At 68.7% G+C, this 22808-nt stretch carries 21 protein-coding genes and 1 tRNA gene; 13 read left to right on the top strand and 9 right to left on the bottom strand.

Annotation, left to right across the window (positions count from 1 at the left end; translation table 11 throughout):
* Positions 1–133 precede the first annotated feature (133 nt).
* Together BKN51_RS31055 and radA are read left to right on the top strand one after the other, a co-directional pair.
* A complete protein-coding gene (locus BKN51_RS31055; protein WP_101613557.1) occupies positions 134–868 on the top strand; it encodes a hypothetical protein in 735 nt (244 codons plus the stop codon).
* Between the two features lie 142 nt (positions 869–1010).
* Positions 1011–2369, top strand: coding sequence for a DNA repair protein RadA (gene radA / locus BKN51_RS31050; RefSeq protein ID WP_101611014.1), 1359 nt, complete (start codon positions 1011–1013; stop codon positions 2367–2369).
* Here the strand turns inward: radA and BKN51_RS31045 are convergent.
* Positions 2366–3469: a hypothetical protein gene (locus BKN51_RS31045; RefSeq protein WP_101613556.1), complete on the bottom strand. Its 1104-nt coding sequence runs from the start codon at positions 3467–3469 to the stop codon at positions 2366–2368. The genes radA and BKN51_RS31045 overlap by 4 nt on opposite strands.
* Positions 3470–3479: 10 nt before the next feature.
* Positions 3480–4121, bottom strand: a complete 642-nt coding sequence (locus BKN51_RS31040) for an RNA polymerase sigma factor (protein WP_174720472.1) — start codon at positions 4119–4121, stop codon at positions 3480–3482.
* A gap of 158 nt (positions 4122–4279) precedes the next feature.
* Between BKN51_RS31040 and BKN51_RS31035 the strand changes: the two genes are divergently transcribed.
* From BKN51_RS31035 to BKN51_RS31020, 4 genes are all read left to right on the top strand, one after another.
* Entirely contained in the window at positions 4280–4939 is a 660-nt protein-coding gene (locus BKN51_RS31035; RefSeq protein WP_101611013.1) for a C39 family peptidase, read from the top strand.
* Between the two features lie 114 nt (positions 4940–5053).
* Complete coding sequence (locus tag BKN51_RS31030; RefSeq protein ID WP_101611012.1) at positions 5054–6010, top strand: glycoside hydrolase family 6 protein; 957 nt, start codon at positions 5054–5056, stop codon at positions 6008–6010.
* A 213-nt stretch (positions 6011–6223) separates the two neighbouring features.
* The gene (locus BKN51_RS31025; RefSeq protein WP_101611011.1) at positions 6224–7276 is read left to right on the top strand and encodes a WD40/YVTN/BNR-like repeat-containing protein; all 1053 of its coding nucleotides are present in this window, start codon (positions 6224–6226) and stop codon (positions 7274–7276) included.
* Positions 7277–7549, top strand: a complete 273-nt coding sequence (locus tag BKN51_RS31020) for a MoaD/ThiS family protein (RefSeq protein WP_101611010.1) — start codon at positions 7277–7279, stop codon at positions 7547–7549. It begins immediately after the preceding gene.
* Positions 7550–7616: 67 nt separating this feature from the next.
* Here BKN51_RS31020 and otsB read toward each other — a convergent pair whose 3' ends face one another.
* From otsB to BKN51_RS31005, 3 genes are all read right to left on the bottom strand, one after another.
* Positions 7617–10145: a trehalose-phosphatase gene (otsB, locus tag BKN51_RS31015; RefSeq protein ID WP_101611009.1), complete on the bottom strand. Its 2529-nt coding sequence runs from the start codon at positions 10143–10145 to the stop codon at positions 7617–7619.
* A gap of 40 nt (positions 10146–10185) precedes the next feature.
* Entirely contained in the window at positions 10186–11637 is a 1452-nt protein-coding gene (locus BKN51_RS31010; RefSeq protein ID WP_101611008.1) for an alpha,alpha-trehalose-phosphate synthase (UDP-forming), read from the bottom strand.
* A gap of 82 nt (positions 11638–11719) precedes the next feature.
* A complete protein-coding gene (locus BKN51_RS31005; protein ID WP_101611007.1) occupies positions 11720–13285 on the bottom strand; it encodes a threonine/serine ThrE exporter family protein in 1566 nt (521 codons plus the stop codon).
* Positions 13286–13458: 173 nt separating this feature from the next.
* Here BKN51_RS31005 and BKN51_RS31000 point away from each other — a divergent pair, with 173 nt between their 5' ends.
* From BKN51_RS31000 to BKN51_RS30990, 3 genes are all read left to right on the top strand, one after another.
* Positions 13459–15030 carry an alkaline phosphatase D family protein gene (locus BKN51_RS31000; protein ID WP_233222931.1) on the top strand — a complete coding sequence of 524 codons (1572 nt, stop codon included), beginning with the start codon at positions 13459–13461 and terminating at the stop codon, positions 15028–15030.
* A gap of 46 nt (positions 15031–15076) precedes the next feature.
* A tRNA-Thr gene (locus BKN51_RS30995) sits at positions 15077–15149 on the top strand.
* 349 nt (positions 15150–15498) lie between these two features.
* On the top strand, positions 15499–16203 hold the full coding sequence (locus BKN51_RS30990; RefSeq protein WP_199192886.1) for a hypothetical protein: 705 nt from the start codon (positions 15499–15501) through the stop codon (positions 16201–16203).
* Between the two features lie 78 nt (positions 16204–16281).
* Here BKN51_RS30990 and BKN51_RS30985 read toward each other — a convergent pair whose 3' ends face one another.
* Positions 16282–16620: a MerR family transcriptional regulator gene (locus BKN51_RS30985; protein WP_101611006.1), complete on the bottom strand. Its 339-nt coding sequence runs from the start codon at positions 16618–16620 to the stop codon at positions 16282–16284.
* An 800-nt stretch (positions 16621–17420) separates the two neighbouring features.
* Between BKN51_RS30985 and BKN51_RS30980 the strand changes: the two genes are divergently transcribed.
* Complete coding sequence (locus BKN51_RS30980; RefSeq protein WP_101611005.1) at positions 17421–17672, top strand: hypothetical protein; 252 nt, start codon at positions 17421–17423, stop codon at positions 17670–17672.
* Positions 17673–17713: 41 nt separating this feature from the next.
* Here BKN51_RS30980 and BKN51_RS30975 read toward each other — a convergent pair whose 3' ends face one another.
* On the bottom strand, positions 17714–18079 hold the full coding sequence (locus tag BKN51_RS30975; protein ID WP_233222932.1) for an STAS domain-containing protein: 366 nt from the start codon (positions 18077–18079) through the stop codon (positions 17714–17716).
* 662 nt (positions 18080–18741) lie between these two features.
* On the opposite strand from BKN51_RS30975, the gene BKN51_RS30970 reads away from it, so the two are divergent.
* A complete protein-coding gene (locus tag BKN51_RS30970; protein WP_101611003.1) occupies positions 18742–19929 on the top strand; it encodes an AI-2E family transporter in 1188 nt (395 codons plus the stop codon).
* Entirely contained in the window at positions 19926–20981 is a 1056-nt protein-coding gene (locus BKN51_RS30965; RefSeq protein WP_101611002.1) for a fatty acid desaturase family protein, read from the top strand. Before BKN51_RS30970 ends, BKN51_RS30965 begins: the two co-directional genes overlap by 4 nt.
* Positions 20982–20988: 7 nt before the next feature.
* Here BKN51_RS30965 and BKN51_RS30960 read toward each other — a convergent pair whose 3' ends face one another.
* Entirely contained in the window at positions 20989–21375 is a 387-nt protein-coding gene (locus BKN51_RS30960) for an HPF/RaiA family ribosome-associated protein (RefSeq protein WP_101611001.1), read from the bottom strand.
* 261 nt (positions 21376–21636) lie between these two features.
* Between BKN51_RS30960 and BKN51_RS30955 the strand changes: the two genes are divergently transcribed.
* Complete coding sequence (locus BKN51_RS30955; RefSeq protein WP_101611000.1) at positions 21637–22131, top strand: DUF5994 family protein; 495 nt, start codon at positions 21637–21639, stop codon at positions 22129–22131.
* 6 nt (positions 22132–22137) lie between these two features.
* On the opposite strand, the gene BKN51_RS30950 is transcribed toward BKN51_RS30955, so the two are convergent.
* The gene (locus tag BKN51_RS30950; protein ID WP_101610999.1) at positions 22138–22803 is read right to left on the bottom strand and encodes a helix-turn-helix domain-containing protein; all 666 of its coding nucleotides are present in this window, start codon (positions 22801–22803) and stop codon (positions 22138–22140) included.
* Positions 22804–22808: the final 5 nt, after the last annotated feature.

Genomic DNA, 22808 nt, shown 5'->3' with positions numbered 1-22808 from the left:
AATCCTTTGTGGACGGTTGATCTTGGGCACGTCACCGCATTGGTGGCGTGTCAACACGCACCGGGTTCTCCGGCCGCGAAGTCGCCCGGCTAGTCTTCGCGGTGAAGAGGCCGTGAGATGGAAGGACTCCGACGTGAGGCTGCAGAATCGTCGCGTGTTCGGCGCAGGTGTGCTGGCGCTCGGCGCCGCGCTCGTGCTCGCCGGCTGCGGTGCTGGTCAGATCACCCAGACCGACTCGCAGCAGCCCGCGGTCAACGGGACGTACGCGCAGGCCAAGGACCTCGTGCTGCGGAACGCCGCGCTGCAGTTCCCGGCCGAGGGGCAGGCGTACCCGGCGGGTGCCGCCGTGCCGCTGACGCTGACCATCGTGAACCAGGGCAAGCTGGACGACGAGCTCGTCTCGGTCTCCTCCGAAGCCACCACCGGTGACGCCAAGATCTCCGGCGCCAAGGCCGTCGTCGCGAGCCACGCGCTCGTGATCGGCCCGTCCGACGCGGTCGAGTCGACCAAGGAGGTCGCTCCGACGAGCGCCCCCTCCTCGGCGCCGTCGTCTTCGGGCGCCCCGTCGTCCTCAGGTGCCCCGTCCTCCTCGGGTGCCCCGTCGAGCAGCGAGTCCGGAGCTCCGTCGTCGAGCGTCGCCGGGACGGTCACGCCGTCCGTGGGCCCGGAGCAGCCCACCGAGGTCGGCAAGGCCACGGTCGTGCTGCAGGGCTTGAAGCAGCCGCTGTGGGCGGGCCAGACGATCAAGGTCACCTTCGTTTTCAAGAACTCCGGTTCGGTCACGCTGGACCTGCCGGTCGCGGCGCCGTCGCACCCGGGTAGCCGGGAGCCCGCGCCGGAGAAGGAAGCCAAGGGCGGCGGCCACTAAGTCTTAAAGAGAGCTGAAGGGGCCCTTCCCCGCATCACACGCGGTGAAGGGCCCTTTCGCTGCATCTGATGCGGGGAAAGTCCCCTTCAGCCCCCGGCCCGTGCTGCCCGGGTTTGTCGGTGGTGGCGGCTAGCCTCGCGGAGTGGTCAAGAAAGGCAGTACCTACCGCTGCGGTGAATGCGGGTACGAGGCGCCGAAGTGGGTCGGGCGCTGCCCGGAGTGCCAGGCATGGGGAACGCTCGAGGAACGCGGCGACGCCCGCCCGGCGATAGCCAGGGTCGCGGCAGGCGCGCCCAGCGCCCCGGCCCGCCCGATCGGCGAGGTCGACGTCGAAACGGCGCGCGCCAAGCCCACCGGCGTCTCCGAACTGGACCGCGTGCTCGGCGGCGGGTTCGTGCCGGGCGCGGTCATCCTGCTCGCCGGGGAGCCCGGCGTCGGCAAGTCGACCCTCCTGCTGGAGGTCGCCTATCAATGGGCGGCCACCGCGGGCCGCGCGCTGTACGTCACGGGCGAGGAGTCGGCGGGACAGGTACGCCTGCGTGCCGAGCGCACCGGCAACGTCCACGACGAGATGTTCCTCGCGGCCGAGAGCGATCTCTCCGCGATCCTCGGCCACGTCGACGCGGTCAAGCCGGGAGTCCTGATCGTCGACTCGGTCCAGACCATGGCCTCACCACAGGTGGAGGGCGCGCCGGGCGGGGTCACCCAGGTCCGCGCGGTCACCGCCGGGCTGGTCGCGCTGGCCAAGGAACGCGGACTGCCGATCGTGCTGGTCGGTCACGTCACGAAGGACGGCTCGGTCGCCGGGCCGCGGGTGCTGGAGCACCTGGTCGACGTCGTCCTGCAGTTCGAGGGCGACAAGCATTCGACGCTGCGGATGCTGCGCGGGATCAAGAACCGCTTCGGCGCCGCGGACGAGATCGGCTGTTTCGAACTGGTCGAGGAAGGCATCGTGGGCGTGCCCGACCCGTCGGGCCTGTTCCTGAGCCACACCTCCGAGCCGGTCGCGGGCACCGCCGTCACGGTGACCATGGAGGGCAAACGGCCGCTGCTGGGCGAGGTGCAGGCGCTGGTGTCGGCGACACAGGCCCCGCAGCCCCGGCGCGCGGTGAGCGGTCTCGATTCGGCACGCGTCGCGATGGTCCTGGCCGTGGTGGAGAAGCGGGCGGGACTCAAGGTCGGCGACAAGGACGTCTACGTCGCGACGGTCGGCGGGATGAAGATCACCGAGCCCGGGATCGACCTGGCGGTGGTGCTGGCCCTGATCTCTTCGGCGACGGACACGCCGCTCTCGCCCAAGCTCGTCGCGATGGGCGAGGTCGGGCTGTCGGGTGAGGTCCGGCGGGTGCCGAGCGTCGGGCGGCGGCTCGCGGAAGCCGCCCGGCTCGGCTTCACCTACGCGCTGGTGCCGCCGGACTCCGGCAAGATGCCGCCGGGTATCCGGGTACTGGAGGTGGGCGACGTCGGAAGCGCGCTCAACGCCGCCAAACACGCTCGCTAGGGACCCTCGCGGTCGGTGATCTGCGTCGTCACCGTCGTCTCGTGGATCGACAGCCCCGGAAAACTGGGATCGGACCGGTTCCGTGCGGCGCTGTAGCCCGCGACGTGCGCCGTCGCCAGGTCCACGACGAACGTCTTGGTCTGGTCGGTGTCCCGGACGGAGAACGAGATGGCCGGACGGTTGTCGGAGGTGGTCGCGTTCGTCTCGAGCGTGATGCCCGGGGCGTTCGCGAGCGCCTTGCACAGTGCCACCCGAAGGTCGCTGTAGCCGTGCGACGAACGCATGACGCCGAGGGCCATGTCGAACATCTTGGGTGCCGTGTTCTCCTTGCCGTCCTTGCTGTCGTGGCGCAGCCGTTCGAGCAGCTTCGCCGGGTCGGTGGGCAGCCCTTCGAGGAATTCCTTGCTCAGCAGCATCCAGTTGCTTAGCGGAGGTTCGTCCCGCTGGGTCGAGACGGGTCCGTTCGGCGGTGGGCTCGTCGTGGTCGTACTGGAAGCCGGTTCATTCGTCGGCCGCTGCCCCGAGCCTTCCCAGGCGGTGGAGACCGTCGCGCCGGGGATCGACTCGCCTTGTGCCTTCGCCGTCTCGTAGTCGCCTTTGATCCAGCGGATTTCGCCGGTCCTGGTGAACCGCGTCAGATGCTTGAAGCCCCAGTCCGATGGCAGCCACCGCTCGGTGATCTCGTGTGTCTGGTAGATCACCTCGCTCTTCCTGCCGACCCACGTCACCCAGCTCGACTCGGTGGAAAGCCAGTACTGCTTACCGGTCAGGGGGAGGTCGGAGCCGCGCAAGTCCTTCAGGGGGCCCATGTCCGGGGCGACGGTCGAGTGGGCGGCGGGGTCCTGGCCGTCTTCGCCGACGAAGGCGTTCGTCGCCACGATCCCCCCGCCGGACACCAGCGCCGCGGCGGCCGCGGCCGCGATCCACCGCCACGAGCCCGGTCGTTTCTTCACCGCGGGCGGCGCCGCCTCGGGGAGGAGGACGACCTCGCCCGCGGCGCGAAGGAGCGAAGCCTTGGCGCGGGCCAGCTCGTCCTGACGGACGTCCGGTTCGGAATGGAGGTCGGTCAGCGCCTCGTCGAGTTCGGCGTCGGACCACACCTTCCTGATGCTACCGCCGTGCACTGTCGCCATCCTCCTCGCGGCTCGAGCCGTCCTTTGTGGACTCCGATGTGATCTCCGGCGCGTTGGCGCGCAACCATCTTCGGATCCGGTGCAGCCGGGATCTGACCGTTCCCGCGGGAATGCCCAGCGCCTCGGCGGCCTCGCCGGGGTCCAGGCCCGCCCAGGAGACCAGGAGCAGGGTGTCGCGGTCCGCGACGCTCAGTTCGGCCAGCGCGCCCGCCAGCTGGGCCGCGCGGGTCTGCGCGTCGACCCGCTCCGCGACGCGGCCGTCGTGTCCCGTCGAGACCAGGGGCGCGGCGGCCGCGAGCCGGGCCGTCGCGGCGAGAGCGCGGGTCTCGGTGCGGACGTGGTGCCGGAGCAGGTTCGTCGCGATGCCGTAGAGCCACGCCCGTGCCGTCCCGGCCTCCGGGCGATACGTCTCTCGCCGCCGGAGCGCCACGAGGAACGTCTCGGCGACGAGGTCGTGCGCGGTTTCGGTACCGACACGACGGGCGAGATAGCGCTGCAACGGGGCCGCGTGAGCGTCGAAGAGCACGCCGAAGACGGGCGCCGGGTCGGGACCACCGAGATCCGGCCTGTCCAGCCCCCGCGAGCCCGTCTGCTCGTGATCGTTTTTCATCACCTGCACGATCGCTCTTGCCCGATGGCCCCTCGAGCGTTCATTCGATCCTACTTTCGTCGTGGGCCGTTCGGGGAAAGCGCAGGTGGAGATCAAGACAAAAGCCGCCGCAGGGACGATCCTGTTCACTATTCACCGATAAAAAGTGAAACTGGGGAAGGATTACCATGCGCAGACTCAAGTCCGCGGTAGTCGCCGCGCTCGCGGTGTCCGCACTGATCACCGCACCGGCCGTGGCCGTCGCCCAAGAGAAGTCCACCGATCCCGGCTTCGTGAACTCGATGGCGCCGCCCGCCAAGGTCGAGGGCGTCAAGGCGGCCGCGGAGCTCAACATCCAGTACCAGATCCAGGAGACCGGCTACTGGTGCGGCCCGGCCGCCACCCGGATCGCCATCTCGGCCAAGAACGGCAACCCGCCGAGCCAGCAGCAGCTCGCCAACGAGCTCCCGACCAGCACCAACGGCACCGACTGGATCGGCCAGGTCACCCGCGTCCTCAACAACCACGTCGCGGGCGGCTGGTACGAGACCAAGGAGATGCCGAACGACCCGCCGACGCAGGCACAACGCGACCTGCTGTGGCGCGACATCGTGCTGGACGTCGACAAGGGCTACGCGCTCGTCGCGAACATCGTCGCCCCGGCGAACAACCACCCGCCGGGCTACCCGAACTACACGATCTACCACTACTTCACGATCATCGGCTACAACAGCGACAACATGACGGTGAAGATCGCCGACCCGGCCAACTTCGGCGGCAACCAGATCTACTGGCTCACCTTCAACCAGCTCGCCACCCTGATCCCGCCGAAGGGCTACTCGGCCTGACCTCCTCCCGCGTTTCGTCCTCTCGATGCGGTACTTGCGCGTGCAAGTACCGCGAGCAGAGGACGAAACGCGGGTTGTACGAATCTTGTACGGGCGGGTTCGAAGATCGAAAGCATGCGCATCAAGACGCTCGGTCTGCTGGCCGCCTCACTGCTGGCCCTCATCGCCGCGCCGGCCCAGGCCGCCGACGGCAACCCCCTTGAGAAGACCAACGGCTTCTACGTCGACCCGAACTCCAACCCCGCCGTCTGGGTGAAGGACCACCCGGGCGGCACCGCCGACAAGATCAAGGCCGCCATCTCCACCAAGGCGGGCGCGCGGTGGTTCGGCAACTGGAGCGGCGACGTCAAGAAGGCCGTCGACGGCTACACCTACGCCGCGGACGTGGCGGACAAGCTGCCGATCCTGGTCGCCTACAACATCCCCGGCCGCGACTGCGGCGGGCACTCCGGTGGCGGCGCGGGCAGCCCCGCGGCGTACCGGACCTGGATCTCGAACTTCGCCGACGGCATCGGTGGCAAGCCCGCGGTCGTCATCATCGAGCCGGACGCGCTCGCGCAGGTCGACTGCCTGCCGGCCGGTGAGCGCCAGACCCGCCTCGACCTGCTCAAGTTCGCCGCCGAGCAGTTCGCCGCGAAGGCCCCGAACACCTGGGCCTACATGGACGGCGGCAACTCGACCTGGATCCCCGCCGCCACCATGGCCGACCGGCTCAACGCCGTCGGCGTGAAGTCGATCCGCGGTCTCGCGATCAACGTGTCGAACTACAAGACCACCACCGACTCGGCCAACTACGGCAAGGCCGTCAGCGCCGCGCTGTCGAGCAAGTACGGCTACACCAAGCCGTTCGTGATCGACACGAGCCGCAACGGCAACGGCCCCAAGGGCGCCGAGTGGTGCAACCCGGCCGGGCGCAAGCTCGGCACGCCCTCGCAGACCGGCGGCGGCGCCGAGATGCTGCTCTGGGTCAAGGTGCCCGGTGACTCCGACGGCAAGTGCGGGATCGCGCCGAACGTCGAAGCCGGGCAGTTCAGCTCCGACCTGGCGCTGCGCCTGATCAGCGGAACCTGACCCGCCCCCGAACCCGTCGCGCCGGCTGTTCGTCTGTGACCTTCGTTCTCCCGAGAAGGCGAAGGCCACGACCCCTTGGACTGCAGCCGGCGCGACGACTCCAACCACGCGTGAAGGCCCCTTTCCCTCGGCTCAGCCCAGGGAAGGGGGCCTTCACGCGCTTCGGTAGTACGGTGACCTCAGTCACACCATCGGACCGAGGAGGACGGCGTCGTGGAGTTCCAGCTGGCGATCGGGACCAGGAAGGGGTTGTTCCTCGCCCGCGGTGAGGACAGGAAGCACTGGGAACTCTCCGCGCCGAAGTTCCCGATGGAGGCCGTCCGGGCGGTCGCGCTGACCCCGTCCAAGGTCTACGCCGCCGCGGTCAACGAGCATTTCGGACCGACGATCGCGACGTCCGAGGACTTCGGCGAGACCTGGACCGAGCCGGATCACGCGCCGGTGGCCTTCCCCGCCGACACCGGGACCGCGCTCGAAGGCATCTGGCAGATCGTGGTCGCCGGTGACATCGTCTACGCCGGCGCCGAGCCTTCCGCGCTGTTCCGGTCCGAGGACGGCGGCGAGACCTTCGAACTCGTGCGCGGGCTGTGGGACCACGAACACCGTCCACACTGGACTCCCGGCGGTGGCGGCCAGATGATCCACACGATCCTGCCGCATCCGGCGGATCCCGGGCGGATCACCGTCGCCATGTCGACGGGCGGTGTCTACCGCACCGAGGACGGCGGCAAGAGCTGGACGGCGTCGAACCGCGGGATCAGCGCGGGCTTCCTGCCGGACGAGGAGCCCGAGTTCGGGCAGTGCGTGCACAAGGTCGCGATGCATCCGGCTCGCCCCGAGCGGTTCTTCCTGCAGAATCACGGCGGCGTCTACCGCAGCGACGACGACACGAGGACCTGGAAGTCCATCGCCGGCGGCCTGCCGAACGACTTCGGGTTCGCCATGGTCGTCCATCCGGCGAAACCGGACACCGTCTACAACTTCCCTTTGGTGGCCGACGTTCTCCGTTTCCCGCCGGACGGCCGTTGCCGCGTCTACCGCAGCGAGGACGCGGGCGAGACCTGGACCGGGCTCGGAACCGGCTTGCCGGACAAGGACTTCTACGCCGGTGTGCTCCGGGACGGAATGTGCGTCGATCAAGAGGCGGGGATCTACTTCGGCACGCGGTCCGGTGAGGTGTGGGCCAGTCCCGACGAAGGCGACACCTGGCATCAGGTGGCCGCCCATCTTCCGGACGTGCTGTGCGTGCGGGCCCAGGTGGTCTAGGTGGTCCGGGTCCTGCTGCCCGCGATGTTGCGGCCGCTCGCGGGCGGAACGGGGACGTTCGAGGTCGACGCCCCGACGCTCGACGCCGTACTCGACTCGCTCGGTGCCGAGTTCCCCGCGCTGGAACGCCGTCTGCGTAACGAAACCGGTGCGCTGCGGCGCTATGTGAACTTCTACGTGGACGGTGAGGAGTGCCGTCGGCTCGACGGCGCGAAGACCTCGCTCGCCGGGGCGGAAGAGGTCCAGATCATCCCGTCCGTCGCGGGCGGCTGAGTGTCAGGAAAGGGGCTTTCAGGACGAAATTCGTCCTGAAAGCCCCTTTCCTGACCTGGGGTTCGCGCTACTGGGAAAGCAGGTTCGCGCAGCGGATCAGCCCGATGTGCGAGTACGCCTGCGGGTGGTTGCCCAGCGAGCGCTCCGCGATCGGGTCGAACTGCTCGGGCAGCAGGCCGGTCGGGCCCGCGGCGTCGACGATCTGCGTGAACAGTTCTTCGGCTTCGGTGCGCCGCCCGGTGAGCAGGTACGCCTCGATGAGCCAAGCCGCGCAGATGTGGAAGCCGCCCTCACCGCCGGGAAGGCCGTCGTCGCGGCGGTAACGGTACACAGTGGACCCACTGCGCAGTTCCGCCTCGATCGCGGTCACCGTGGACTGGAACCGCGGGTCGGCCGGATCGATCAGCCCGGTCAGCCCGACGAACAGCGACGCGGCGTCGAGGTCCGTTCCGTCATACGCGGTGGTGAAGGCCTCGACCTCTTCGTTCCAGCCCTTGTCCAGCACGTCGGCGGCGATCTCGTCGCGCAGCGAAGGCCACGCGCCCGGCACCTGACGGCCGTAGACCTCGCCCAGCTTGATGGCCCTGTCGATGGTCACCCAGCACATCACCCGCGAGTACACCCGGTGGCGCGGCACGTGCCGCTCTTCCCAGATGCCGTGGTCCGGCTCGTTCCAGCGCCGCGTGACGGCCTCGGCCATCGCGCGCACCATCTGCCAGTCCTCGTCGCGCAGTTCGCCGCGCGCCGCCGCCAGGGTCTGCACGAGTTCGACGACCGGGCCGAAGACGTCCAGCTGCACCTGGTGGTTCGCCAGGTTGCCGACGCGGACCGGCCGCGAACCGGCGTATCCGGGCAGCGACTCGATGACCGCTTCGGCACCGATCACGCTGCCCGCCAAGGTGTACAGCGGGTGCAGCCGTTCCGGACCGGCCAAAGTGGACAGTACGCCGTGCAGCCAGCGGAGATAGCCTTCGGCCTCCTCGGTCGAGCCGAGGTGGACCAGTTCGCGCACGGTCATGGCCGCGTCGCGGATCCAGCAGTACCGGTAGTCCCAGTTGCGGACGCCGCCGATCTCCTCCGGCAGCGACGACGTCGCCGCCGCGAGCACGCCGCCGGTGTCGGTGTTGACCAGCCCGCGCAGCGTCAGCGCCGAGCGGCCGACGAGGTCGGTCTGGACGCTGGGCAGCTTGAGCGTCTGCGCCCAGGTGCTCCAGTAGTCGCCCGCGCGGGACCGTCGCTCCACTTCGGACAGTTCGTGCGCGGCGAGATCCGAGGTGCCGCAACGGAGTTCCAGCACCACCGGGTTCTCCGGTGACGGGGTGACGAGCGCGGTCGCGGTGTCGTTCATGCCGTCGGAGGTGATCTCCCACTCCACGCCGGGCGAACGCAGTGCGAACGGCTCCGAGGTGCCCTGCACCAGGATTCCCTCGTCGTTGGCGACCAGTTTCACCGGCACGCCGCCGAATTCGGGCCGGGGCGCGAACACGATCTCCGCCGCCGCCTCGCCCGAGATCACCCGGACGAGATCCGTGCGGTGCGCGGGGCTCTCCGGCTCGATGTAGTCGGTGACGAGCAGCCGGGACCAGCGGGTCTCGACCGTCATCGTGTTCGGCAGGTAGCGCTGCCCGAGCGGCAGGCCGTTGCGGTGCGGCCTGATCGAGAAGTGCCCCGCGCCGGCGCCGCCGAGCAGGTCCGCGAACACCGCGGGCGCGTCGGGGCCGGGGTGACAGAGCCAGGTCAGCCGGGCGTCCGGCGTGACCAGCGCGACCGAACGTTCGTTGGCCAGCATGGAAAGCCGCTCGATCGGCGGCGCCTGCTCGCCGTAGAGCCAGTTGCGGCGCTCTTCGAGCAGGAAGGCGAGCGCCATCGCGACGTCGACGGTGTCCGGGACGCGGTACTGCGCGAGGCTTTCGCCCTCGCCGACCTTCACACCGAGGTCCGGGCCGGAGATCCGGGCGAACGCCTTCTCGTCGGTGACGTCGTCGCCGAGGAAGATCGCCGCCGTCGCGCCGACCTGGTGGCGCAGGGTGTCCAGCGCGCGGCCCTTGTCCGTCTGGACGACCGCGAGCTCGACGACCTCCTTGCCGTCGGTGGTGGACACGCCCTCCCACTTCGAAGGTCCATTGTGGACATCGCGAAGCACGCGGCGGCCCGCCTCGTGTTCGGCGCGGCGGACGTGCACCGCGATGCTCGCGGGCTTGACCTCGAGCGAAACACCCGGCACGTCGAGCACCAGGTTCTCCAACTCGGCTTCGAGCCGTCTGTGGAGCTCGCGGGCCTTTTCGTCGAGCGCGTGGATGAAGCCGATGTCGAACTCGGACCCGTGGCTGCCGACCAGGTTCACCTCGGCCGGGAGACGGGAAAGGGTGGCGAGATCGCGCAACGCGCGGCCGGAGATGACCGCGGTGGTCGTCTCGTGCAGGCCGGCCAGCGACCTGAGCGCACCCACCGATTCGGGCAGCGGACGGGCTTCGTCCGGGTTGGCCGTGATCGGGGCCAGCGTGCCGTCGTAGTCGCAGGCGACCAGCAGCCGCGGGGTGCGCGCGACCTGGACAATCGCGCGCCGCAGCTCGGCGGGCAGTGCCTCGGCGGTCAACGATTTCTCCTCGGGAACTATGCGGGGTATGGGGGAAGTCTCAGTCCGTCGATTCTCCGCCGAGCGCCTGGAGGAACGAGCGCGCCCATCGGTCGACATCGTGCGTGAGGACCTGTCGACGCATGGCGCGCATACGGCGGCGTCCCTCTGCGGGGTCGAGCGTAATGGCAGTCTCCAGGGCGTTCTTCACCCCGTCCAGGTCATGGGGGTTGACCAGGAGCGCACTGGTCAGCTCGGCCGCGGCGCCGGCGAACTCGGACAGCACGAGCGAGCCGCCGAGGTCGTGGCGGCAGGCGACGTACTCCTTGCAGACGAGGTTCATCCCGTCACGCAGGGGAGTGACCACCATGACATCGGCCGCGGAGAAGAACGCGGCCAGTTCCGTCCGGTTCACGGACTGATGCAGATAATGCACGACCGGGTGACCCACGCGGGCGAATTCGCCATTGATCCGCCCGACCATCTGCTCGATGTCGCCGCGCATCCGCTGGTAGTGCTCGACGCGTTCGCGGCTGGGCGTGGCCAGCTGGACGAACGTGACGTCCTCCGGTCGGACGCGGCCTTCGTGCAGCAACTCGTGCAGCGCCTGCAGCCGCAGGTCGATGCCCTTCGTGTAGTCGAGCCTGTCGACGCCGAGCAGGACCTTCTTCGGATTGCCCAGATCGCGCCGCAGCTGGGCGGCGCGTTCGGCGACGCCCTTGGTCTTGGCGAGTTTGTCGAGACCGATGGCGTCGATGGAGATCGGGAACGCGCCGACCCGCACCGTCCGGTCGCCGACCTGCATCAGGCCGGGACGGGTGCGGATGCCGACCGCGCCGCGGCTGGATTCGAGACCGGCCAGCTGCCTGGCCAGCCAGAGGAAGTTCTGCGCGCCACCCGGTCGGTGGAATCCGACGAGGTCGGCGCCGACCAGGCCGCGGACGATCTCGGTCCGCCACGGCATCTGCATGAACAACTCGACCGGGGGAAACGGGATGTGCAGGAAGAACCCGATCCGGAGATCAGGGCGCAGTTCGCGCAGCATCGCCGGGACCAGCTGGAGCTGGTAGTCCTGGATCCAGACGGTCGCGCCCTCGGCGGCCACCTTCGCACTCGCCTCGGCGAAGCGCCGGTTCACCCGGACGTAGGACTCCCACCAGCTCCGGTCGAACACCGGCCGCGCCACCACATCGTGGTAGAGCGGCCAGAGCGTCGCGTTGGAGAAGCCCTCGTAGTAGTCGCGGACGTCGTCCGAAGTCAGGGAGACCGGGTGCAGGACCAGGCCGTCGTCGTCGAATTCCTCGACCTCGACGTCGGGCACGCCCGGCCAGCCGACCCAGGCGCCCTTGCGGGACCGCAGGAACGGCTCGAGCGCCGACACCAGCCCGCCGGGGCTCGCCGTCCAGCGCCTGCTCCCGTCGGCGGTCCGTTCGAGGTCCACCGGGAGCCGGTTCGCCACCACCACGAAATCCGCGGATGCCGTTCTGCCCGTCTCGGAGTTCACTTCGTCCACCAGCCGCTCCCTCGAAATCGCGGGTCGCTGCCCTAGGGAAGGACCCTATCGCGAGCTCGCGAGACGGCCGGTCGTCGCGCGATCACTCCAAGCGTCGCTCGGCGGGTTCCATCGGCCCCGCCATCCGCGGCCCGGCGAACTTGCGTTCGAGCCTGCCGAGCCCCGTGCGCACCGGCTGCGCCAGGTACTCGCCGAGGACCACACCCGCTGCCAGGGCAAGCCCGATCGCGACCGCGGTCATCAGCGTCGAGATGTTCCCGCCCTGTTCGACGCCCAATTGGTATAGACCACGATAGGTGGAGAGACCGGGAAGGAGGGGCGTGATGCCGGACACAGCCACCACGAGCGGCGTCACCTTGAGCCGCCGGGCGAGCACGCCGCCGCAGAAACCCACCAGCGTCGCGGCCATCGCGGACGAGCTGACCGCTTCGAAATCGGTCAGCATCAGCGCGCCGTACACCGCGCCGCCGATCGCCCCCGCCGCTCCCGCGACGATCATCGCGCGCATCGTCGAATACGACGCGAGCGCGAAGCAGGCGGACGCGCCGATGCTGCCGATGACGATGATCGGAAGTTGTTGCGGCGTCGAGGAGACCACCTCGGGAAGCGGTGTCAGCGGCAGGCCGAGCAGCAAGGCGATCTTGAGGGCGAGCACCACGCCCGCGATCAGCCCGGCACTCATCAGCGCGGTTTCCATCGTGCGCCCGGCCGCCGTGACGTAATAGCCGGTGATGGCGTCCTGCACGGCGGAAACCGTGGAGAGGCCGGACAGCAGCACGGTGACGGCCGCGGCGACGACCAGCGTGGGTTTGTTCGTGGTGAGCAGGTTGCTGCTGACTATCGCCATCGCGGACAGGGTCGCGACCAGACCGCCGATCACCTGCTGGAAGAAGAACGGCAGCGCGAAGCGGTTCAGGAAGCGGCCGAGCCGGTCGATGACGGCACTGATCACCATCGCGACCAGCGCGACGTCGATGCTGCCGCCGAGGATCAGGGTGATGAACCCGGCCAGCCCGCCCCAAGCGGCCGTGGCCACCCAACGGGGGTACGGGTGCGGCGCGGTCGTGATCCGCTGGAGTTCCTGCTGGGCCTCTTCGGCGCCGATGTTCCCGCGGACGATCCTGCGGACCAGCGTCTCCGTCTGGGTGAGCCGCGTGTAGTCGAGACTGCGCGAACGGACCACACGCAGCGCCGTCACCGGCGCCATGTCGGTGCCGCGGTGGCAGGTGACCGTGATCGACGTGAAGATCACGTCGACCTCGCAGTGCGGGAGACCGAGCGCGGAGGTCAGCGCGATGATCGTCGCCGTGACGTCGGAAGCGCCGGCGCCGCTCGACATCTGGACCTCGCCGATGCGCAGCGCGAGGTCCAGGACGAAGTTGACCGTCGAGTCGTCGGGCGGCTTCGGGCCCATCGCCTCGTCGCCGTCGACGGCGGGCTGCTCGGCCGTCGGGGCTTCGAGGATCTGCCAGGCGCGACGCCGCAACAGGTTCGGCCGGTGCGAACGAGCCTGGTGGATCGATCGCTCACCGTCACGCTGACGCGGGGCTTCCAGTAACCATTCGCCACGTTCGGGTGTTTCGTCCTGGTTCCTGTCGTCACCGCGTCTGCCGCTCTGGGCCCCCTTGGTGTGCTCGTTGATCTTCATGATCGATCCACCTCCTCACTCGGTTCGCAGGGCTGTCGGGTCCGTTGTTCCAAAGGACTTTCCCGAGGACCATCGGGCCCGGCGGCCCGACCGTTGCAGGTATCCCGAAGTGGCGTCCACCACGTCCGATGAAGATCATCGCGGCTCCGCCGGTTTACGGCACACTTCATGCCATGGCGTCCTCTGTGAGCAGGCGTTCCGTCCTTCGCGCGGCCGGTGTGACAGCGGCCGGAACAGCGGCCACGTTCACCCTTTCGGGTGCATCTAACGGGGCGGAGAGCCCGGTTTTCGCGCACGGCGTGGCCTCGGGCGACCCGATGCCCGATTCGGTGCTCCTCTGGACCCGGGTCACGCCCTCGGCCGAGGCCGTTCCGGGATCCGGAAAAGGGCCGTCGGCGGACGTCCGGTGGGAGGTGGCCGAGGACGCCGGATTCGCGCACGTCGTCGCTCGCGGTCACGCCCGGACGGGACCCGAACGCGACCACACGGTGAAAGTGACGGCGGGCGGGCTGTGCGCGTCGACGGCGTACTACTACCGGTTCACGTCGCGCGGGAAGGTCTCGCAGATCGGGCGGACGCGCACCGCTCCCGCGCACGAAGACGACGTCGCGAGGCTGCGGTTCGGCGTGGTCTCGTGTGCGAACTGGGCTGTCGGTCACTTCGCCCCCTACGGCTATCTGGCCGGCCGCGACGATCTTGACGCCTTCCTTCACCTGGGTGACTACCTCTACGAAGGGAATCCCAATCCTGCGAATGATCTCCGGCCCTCGGTACCGCCCAACGAGTTGATCACCCTCGCGGACTACCGGCAACGGCACGCGATGTACAAGACCGACGACCACCTCCGGCGGCTGCACGCCCGCCACCCGATGGTCGCGACCTGGGACGATCACGAGGCCGCGGACAACGCTTGGTCCGGCGGGTCGCCGTCACACGATCCGGCGACCGAAGGCAGTTGGCGCGACCGGATGCGGGCGGCGCACCAGGCGTACTTCGAATGGATGCCGGTGCGGCATCGCGGTGACCGGCTGTACCGGCGGCTGAAGTTCGGGAAGCTGGCCGACCTCACCATGCTGGACCTGCGGACCTACCGGACTCGTCAGCCCGGCCCCTCGGAGGAGCCGGACGGCACGATCCTCGGCGCCGAGCAGCGGCAGTGGTTCCTGGAGGGCCTGGCGCGCGGGACGGCGTCGTGGAACGTGATCGGGAATTCGGTGATGGTCACGCCGATCAAGGTCCCCGCGCTGCCCACCCGCGAACAACTCGCGCTCGGCGACCTCCTCGACGGCCAGCCGACCACGGTGAACACCGACCAATGGGACGGCTACACCGCCGACCGCCGCCGGGTGCTGGACGCCATCGCCGCGCAAGGCCGCGGCAACACGGTGTTCCTGACCGGCGACGTCCACTCGTCGTGGGCGAACGACGTGCCGCGGGACGGGACGAGCATCGCGGTCGAGTTCGTCTGCCCGTCGGTCACCTCGGACAACATCGACGAGCAACTCGGCGTCCCGCCGCGGACCGGCTCCCTGAAGGTCGAGGCCGCGATCCGCGCGCTGAACCCGCACGTGCGTTTCGTGGAACTCGATTCGCACGGCGCCGGCGTCCTCGAAGTGACGCCGGACGCCGTCCGGATGAGCTGGTACTACGTCGCCGACCGCCGCGACCCGGCGACCGCCGTGACGTTCGCGCACGCCTTCCGGACGGTGGCAGGGGAACCCTGGGTGCGCCCTGCGAACGGCTGAGCGGGCGCCGATATACTGGGTGTGCCTGGGGGTGACTCCGGGCAAGGCCGCTCTAGCTCAGCTGGTAGAGCATCTGTCTTGTAAACAGAAGGTCAGGGGTTCGAGCCCCCTGGGCGGCTCCCTTTCGAAAGGATCGCCGACCTGTCCGTCGAGGGCCTGAGGCAGCAGTCGCGTCAGCTCTCTTCGGCGGTGGCGCTACAATGAGTCACGTATCGTGAGGCCGTTCAGACTGTGTGGAACCTGTCGGAATGTGGCCTTGGGCGGGCCACCGAAAATGAGGCGAGCCGAGCACCTGCCAGCGGGCATGACGTGCCCCTCCGCGGGGTGAATTGCTCCTGAGCTCGCCGGTGACCGGGTCTTCGTCACCGCGGTTGAGGAATCCACTCGACAGGCGACTCCGATGCGTGACACCAAAACCAGCTCCGCCGCCGCGACGGTGCCTCATACGGCAGACCTCGTGGTGGGGGTGTGACACCGCCCGATGACCTCGAGACCGTTCTGGCTCACCTGCACCGCGCGGCCGCTGACGGACAGCATCTCGGCGCCACTGCCTCCCTGCGCATCGCCGTGCTTCTCGGCCTGGATGTGCTGACCATCGACCTGATCAACGGCGCCGGAACCCTGGAATTGGTGTGGTGCGACCCCGCCGAAGGGTCAGGGCCCGAGCTGGACGACCTGCAATTCACCCTCGGTGACGGTCCCACTCTGGAAGCCGTCCAGCACGGCTACACGGTGACCGAACCCGATCTGGTCGCCACCGACCAGGCCCGCTGGCCGTTGTTCCTGCCCGCCGCGATGCAGAGCCCGGCCCGAGCCGTCATCGCCGCCCCGCTCCGGGCCCGCGGCAGGACCGTCGGAGCCCTTACCGGTTACCGCGCCACCTCCGGCGCCATGACCTCATCGCAAGCTCGGGATTTCCACCGTGTCCGGCAAGGGCTGCTGCCCCTGCTCTTGCGGAGCGCGCAGAACTCGGCCACCGGTGACTCCGGCCTCCGTCGCTATCGGGAAGAGGTCCAGCAAGCCGCCGCCTTCCTCGCCGCCGGCCTCGCCATTCCACCTGAGCAGGCACTCGCCCGATTGCGCGCACGCGCCTTCTGTCACGACCGCTCCCTGACCGACATGGCCCGCGACGCGCTCACCCATCGCCTGCGATTGGACGACCACAACTTCTAGGCCGCCGAACAGTGAGGCGGAGAACCCGCGGATCAGGGTGTGCCGCGACGTCGTGGCGGCACACCTGGCCCGGCGGGGTTATTCGTTGGCGCGGAGTTCGGTGTTCTGGCGTTGGGATTCGTGGAGCTGGTCTTCGAGGGAGACGATGCGGCAGGCGGCGTCCACGGCGGTGCCCTGGTCGACCAGTTCCCGCACGCGTGCGGCGATGCGCAACTGGTGGCGGGAGTAGCGGCGGTGCCCGCCCGCCGAGCGCTGCGGTGTGATCAGCCCGGCTTCGTCGATGCTGCGCAGGAAGTTCTGGGTGGCGCCCAGCATGTCCGCGGCTCGGCCCATCGTGTAGGCGGGGTAGTGGTCGTCGTCGAACTTGTCGGCCCCGCCGGAAACGGTGGCGGGGGTCTCGCGTTGGTCAGGAATCATTCCACCTCCACATCACAAGGGACCCCGGGCGCCAGTGCGGCGTCCGGGGTCCCAGGGGTTGGGTTTCACCATTGTCTACCAGCCGTGAGGCCGGTGTCCTGCATCCGCGGTGTCCGTCCGAGAGGCGGACGACGCGGAGATCGCTGATTCGTAACCGAGAACCACCTTCCAATCCGATGACCCTGCGGTACCCGCGCGGCACTGCTGCCCAGCCGCTGCGGGCGATCCAATGATGTTCCCTGTCCCTTCTTTCCTGTGTTTCTCTCTTACCGGGTACTGCCTGTACTGCGATTTCCTGGGGCGTCACCGGCTGGAACCCTTCCACTGATCGGTCCCAGCACGCGTCACGCCGCTGGTCACTGCCCGGAGCCCCGTCGGTGATCGGCTCCGGCCACCTGACCGGTACTGCACCTACTGACTTGCCACTGCATTACTGCACTTGCTACTTACTGCACTTGCCACTGCTTACTGCACTGTTTCGCCGGGATCGGCCTTGCTGCTTACGTCTTCACTCCTCGATCCCGGTACTTCTCCGGTCACCAGCCGAAACCTGTTCACTGATTGGCTTCGTCCTGCCTGACCGCCTTGTCTCACTTCGCGGGTAGTTCCGTCATCTCCCGCGCCTGCTTGACGTTGTCTTTCTCGGTACGAGGAGGACAGTACACACACCCGAGGTTGAATGTCTACCCCCGCCACCATAGATTTGCTCTTGCCGCGGCGTGGAAGAATGTCTGCGCGGCGGATCCGCAGGTCAACGCGGGGTGGCGATGGGGCGACATCACTCGAAAGGGCAGACCGGAATGACCGACTCGACCGCGCGGCAGGATCCGTTCGGCCTGACCGGCGTGCGCGACCACCACGAGTACGCCGACGCGCTCAAACGCCTGCTCGATCAGGGGCGCCGCGAACGCTGCGTCGCGTTGCTGTCGGAGACCGAGGCCCACGTCGTGGCGGAACTGCTGGGCCAGTACGCCCTCCACGACCCCGCCGCGCATCTCAACCAGCTCGCCGCCACCCTCGCCGCACGCCTCTACAGTCGCCTCGGCGCCTGAACCCCCAGGGAACCGGCCAGTCCGGTCGGTGTGCGGGGCCGCTAGGTCTTCCTGGGTGGTGAGCGGTCTTCGTCGCCGGTTCTGGCAGGCGAGGCGACGGCCGCCGAGCGTGAGCTGTGGATGATCAGTCGTTCGTGCAGCCGGGTGATCTGCAGTGGCCGCCAGACCGCGCGCGTGGTGGCGACCAGCCGGAGGTCGGTGTGCGGGGCGGCTTGCCGCTGGGCGGCGAGGAGGACCTCCAATCCGGTGGAGTTCAAGAACCGGACGAGGCTCAGGTCCACGATCAACCGTCGCGGCCGGTGGCTCAACGCCGCCTCGATCGCTTGGCGTGCCGCGGGGGCGGTGTGCAGGTCCAGGTCGCCGTCGACGACGAGCACCACCGCCCGGCCGAGCTGTTCCACCGTCACGGCCAAAGGGGGAGAACGGTGCGCTGGAGCCTCGCGGACGTCGTCGGGTTCTTCGATGGCCGCGCGAACGGCACCGAGGTCCGTCCTGTCTGCCGAGGTTGCGTCAAGCGGCGCGCGATCCGCCTTCAAGCGATGCGACCGGCGAAGATCGAGCGTTATGAGTTTCACGATCCAGGCTCCAGACCAGGCCGTCATCGCTGAAGCTCGTCGTGCGGAAGATCGGGCGCACGGCAGAGGGACAGATGCGGCCAGTGTGACGGTCGATCGTCGCGAGGGCGGTGTCTGGGCACTCCGGCGCTGTCGTCGGCGAGTCTACCGCGCCGACCAGGCCAAAGAACGTGTCCCGGACCGGCTTTTCGGCTTGGAGGTACCGGTCTCGCATCGGCGGGCCCGGCACCGGGCTCAGGGGCTACGCTGGCCAGTGTCATCCGACCGGCCGCCCGGAATCCGCGGAACGGATCGTGGTGTGTCCGGTTTCGCCCGGGACCCAGGCGTCGCAGGCTCGAATCGCTTGCTCTGCCAAGGAGTCGTCATGGGCATTCTCGCTGATCGTCGGTACACACGGTGATTCTCTGAGTCCTTTGTGGACTTTTCGTGAGGCGTTCGGACGAGTTCCGCTGACAGGGCCGGCAAGCCGTCCGCAGCGCACGAGAGGCCCGCTCATGGCCGATCCCCGGCACGAGCCGGAAGTCCCTGATGACGCCCGGCCGGTGGTGCCGCGCCTGTTGCGGGTGGCCGCGGAGCTGGGGTGGCGGCTGCTCGTCGTCGGCGCGACCCTTTACCTGCTCGGGCTGGCCCTCGGCTACCTCTCCTCGGTGGTCGTGCCGGTGTCGATCGCCCTCCTGCTGGCCGCGATGCTGGCCCCGGCGGTGACCTTCCTCGTCCGTCACCGGATCCCTCGCGGCCTCGCCGTCGTGATAGTCCTGATCGGCGGGCTCGCGGTGCTGGGCGGCCTGCTGACCTTCGTGGTGCTCACCTTCGTCAACGGGCTTCCCGCCTTGCGAGTCCAGCTGACGAAGAGTGTCGACGCCGTGGCGAACTGGCTCACCACCGGTCCGCTCCACCTCAGCGCCGCGCAGCTGCGCGATTCGGTCAACGAGCTGGTGACCACGCTGACCAACTCCCAGACCGGGTTCACCGCCGGCGCGCTGACCACGGCCGCCACCGTCGGCGGCGTGCTGGCGCAGGCGTTGCTCGTGTTGTTCGTCTTGATCTTCCTGCTCGCGGACGGGCCGGGGATCTGGACGTTCCTGCTGCGTGCGGTGCCCGCCGGAACGCGGACCCGGGCCGACGTCGCCGGGCGGCGAAGCCTGGCCGCGCTCGTCAGTTACGTACGCGCGACGATCGCGGTGGCCACGGTGGACGCGGTCGGCATCGGTATCGGCATGGCCGTACTGGGTGTCCCACTGGCCATTCCCTTGTCGGCGCTGGTGTTCCTCGGCGCGTTCGTGCCGATCATCGGTTCGGTCGTGGTGGGCACGGTCGCGGTCCTGATCGCGCTGGTCTCCAACGGGCTCGTCCCGGCGCTGATCCTGCTCGGCGTCGTTCTCGTCGTCCAGCAACTGGAAAGCCATCTGCTGCAACCGATTCTGCTCGGCCGGGCGGTGAGGCTCCATCCGCTCGCGGTGGTGCTCGCCATCGCGACCGGGCTGCTCGTCGGCGGTATCGCCGGGGCGCTGCTGGCCGTTCCCCTCTTGGCGGTGCTCAACTCCGCCATCCGGTCTTTGCGCAGCGAGGCCGACGAACACGTCGATCCGGCCGACGTCCACGCGAGCAGGCCCGCGGAGTCCGGCCCGCCCGAACCCGGCCTCGACCGGGAACCCGAACTACGGCAAGGAGATCCCCCGTGACCACGACGACCCGAGAACTCGATCGAGCCCAGGTGGAGCTCATCGGCAAAGAGCTGGATTCGCTGCGTCAACGGATGGTGGCGGATCTCGGTGCGGAGGACGCCGACTACATCCGCCGGGTCGTCGCGGTGCAACGGCTCAGCGAGGTTTCGGGCCGGGTGCTCCTGTTCGCGGGCTGGTTCCCGCCCGCGTGGTTCGCCGGTGTGGGCGCGCTGGCGTTGTCGAAGATCTTGGACAACATGGAGATCGGGCACAACGTCCTGCACGGTCAGTACGACTGGATGAAGGACCCGACGCTGAACTCGCGGACCTTCGAATGGGACATGGTCTGCCCGAGCGAACAGTGGCGCCGCTCGCACAACTTCATGCACCACACCTACACCAACATCCTCGACAAGGATCGCGACGTCGGTTACGGCATCATCCGGATCGCCGAAGACCAGAAGTGGAATCCTTACTACCTCGGCAATCCGCTCTACGCGGCCGCGCAGGCACTGTTCTTCGAGTACGGGATCATGCTGCACGACCTCGAAGCGGACCGGATCGTGCAAGGTCGCCGGTCCTGGGCGGACGTCCGCCCGTTGCTCGGACCGATGCTGCGCAAGGTGGCGAGGCAGGCGGGCAAGGACTACGTGCTCTTCCCCGCGCTGACCGGCCCGCTGTTCCCGGTGACCCTGGCGGCGAACGTCAGCGCGAACCTGATCCGCAACCTCTGGGCCTTCTCGATCATCTTCTGCGGTCACTTTCCCGACGGCGCCGAGGTTTTCACCGAAGAGGAGAGCGAGAACGAGAGCAAGGGGCAGTGGTACCTGCGCCAGATGCTCGGCTCGGCGAACATCACCGGAAGCCCGTTGTTCCACCTGCTGTCCGGGAACCTCAGTCACCAGATCGAACACCACCTGTTCCCGGACATCCCGTCCCGCCGCTATCCGCGGATCGCCGCGGAGGTCCGCGCGGTCTGCGAGAAGCACGATCTGCCCTACAACACCGGCTCCCTGTCGAAGCAACTCGGCTCGGTCGTTCGCAAGATCTTCCGTCTCGCTTTGCCGTGACCCGCTGTCACACTCCCGGGGCGGGCGGGGCCGGGGTTTGCCGCAGCGCGCGGTTGCGGCGGGGTTCGGTGCGGGTTTTCGCGTGGTCGACCTGGCGGATCATGTCGGTGCGGACCTCGTTGAGGGCGACCGGCAGGTCCGGTGCGGACGAACCGGCCACCAGGTGCACGCCGGGCAGGCGGTGGATCCGGCATTCGAGGGTGAGCTGCTGCCCCGTGCCGTGCCGGTCTTTGACGCTGATTTCGAGATCGACCTGGCCTTCGTGGAAGGAACGCAGCCTGGAACCGAGCGCGGCCAGCCTTTCGGCGACCCAATCGTGTTCGGAGGCGGAAAATCCGGTGCCGAGACGGAGCCGTTCGACGATCAGGCTCTGGTCCTGCCGGTCGGCGGTCATGTCGTCTTCTTCCCGTTGGTCGCAAATGAACAGTCCTCAATGGACTGAGTCTCGTTCTTTCTCACGCGGGTGGCCGGATACAGCCCACTGTACGCCGATTTCCGTGCCGGAATCCGGAGCCGGTGAATTATTGCCGCACTGCCAAGCGATTTCCTCTGTACAATGAAAACGCCGAGAGTATTCCGCGCGTCGGAGAACGACCGATGTCACTTTCTGTTCTTCACCGACACCGGCCTTCCCCGCCGGAGACCGGAGCCGAATATGCGCGCCGACGCCCGCACCCCGGAAACCGCCGAGCGGCTGAGGCTCAAGCCCCGCAACTCGGAGAGCGGTTTTGTCGACGGCGCCTGGTGGCCCCGGTCCCGTGACCTGACGACAGAGGTGCCCGAACTCGCCACGGCGCTCGACGGCCGGATCGGCCCGGTATGGCGGGTGGCGTTCCCGCCGTCGGGCTGGGCGGTCACGGTCCGCGAGCTGATCTACCAGGGACGGCTGGTCAAACTGGAGGGGATCGACTCGCAGAACGTCCATGTCGTGCACGTGACCGGCGGGAACATGCACCGGGTCACCCTCCTGGTCGTCCCGCCGGAGGCGGACCCGGCCGCCGCCGAGGCAGTGCTGGTCGCGGCCTCCGGGCAGAACAGCGTGGCGGGCCCGGAGGCGCTCCTTGACGAGTTCGGCGCGCGGCCCGCTCCGGAAAACGCCCTCGCCCGTTGGGAATCCGAGGGCGGGCACGGTGACGTCGCCGGAATCTGACGACGTCTACAGTCTGGCGCTCCCTTGGCGGCTCAGGAGCGGATTCCGCCGGTCCCGGTCATCCTGCGTGGGCTGGTTCACGAGCGCCGCGCTGAGGGTGCGGGCGGTGCGGGCGACGGCGTCGGACACGCCGCCGGGCGGCCGCGGCACGGCGATCACGGCCGCGATCGAACCGACCGTTCCGCCCGTCGGCAACCTGACCGACGCTTCGGTGACGACGAGGCCGTGCTCGGCCTGCCAGTCGGGGGAAAAGCGGCCGGTCCGTTGCGGCACGGTCGATCCCGGCCGTAGCAGGAGATCGTGCTCCGGCCGGATGAGACTGGCGGCGGCGATCAGGATGCGCCCGTCGCAGGGTACGGCGAGTACCGAACTGGCCCGGGTGGCCGCGGCCAGCCCTCGGAGCTGACCGCGGGCGAGCTCCAGCAGTCGTGGATACGGCTGCCACGACTGGCCGAGCCGGAATGCCTGCACGCCGACGCGATAGCGGTTCTCGCTGCGTTCGACAACCTCCAGCTCGGTCAATTGCTCGAGTAATCGGTGTACGGTCGCTTTCGGCAGTGAGCAGGAATTGGCCAGCTGGGTCAATCCTGCTTCACCTTGATGTCGTATCAGTGCATCCAATAGGGTGAAAGCGCCGACGAGGACGCTTCTGGGTCTTTTCTTTGTCTCCATTGAAA

Origin of the sequence: Amycolatopsis sp. BJA-103 (assembly GCF_002849735.1) — a bacterium.
GTDB lineage: Bacteria > Actinomycetota > Actinomycetes > Mycobacteriales > Pseudonocardiaceae > Amycolatopsis.
Note: the sequence above shows the minus strand (reverse complement) of the source record. Positions and strands in the feature narration are given on the sequence as shown.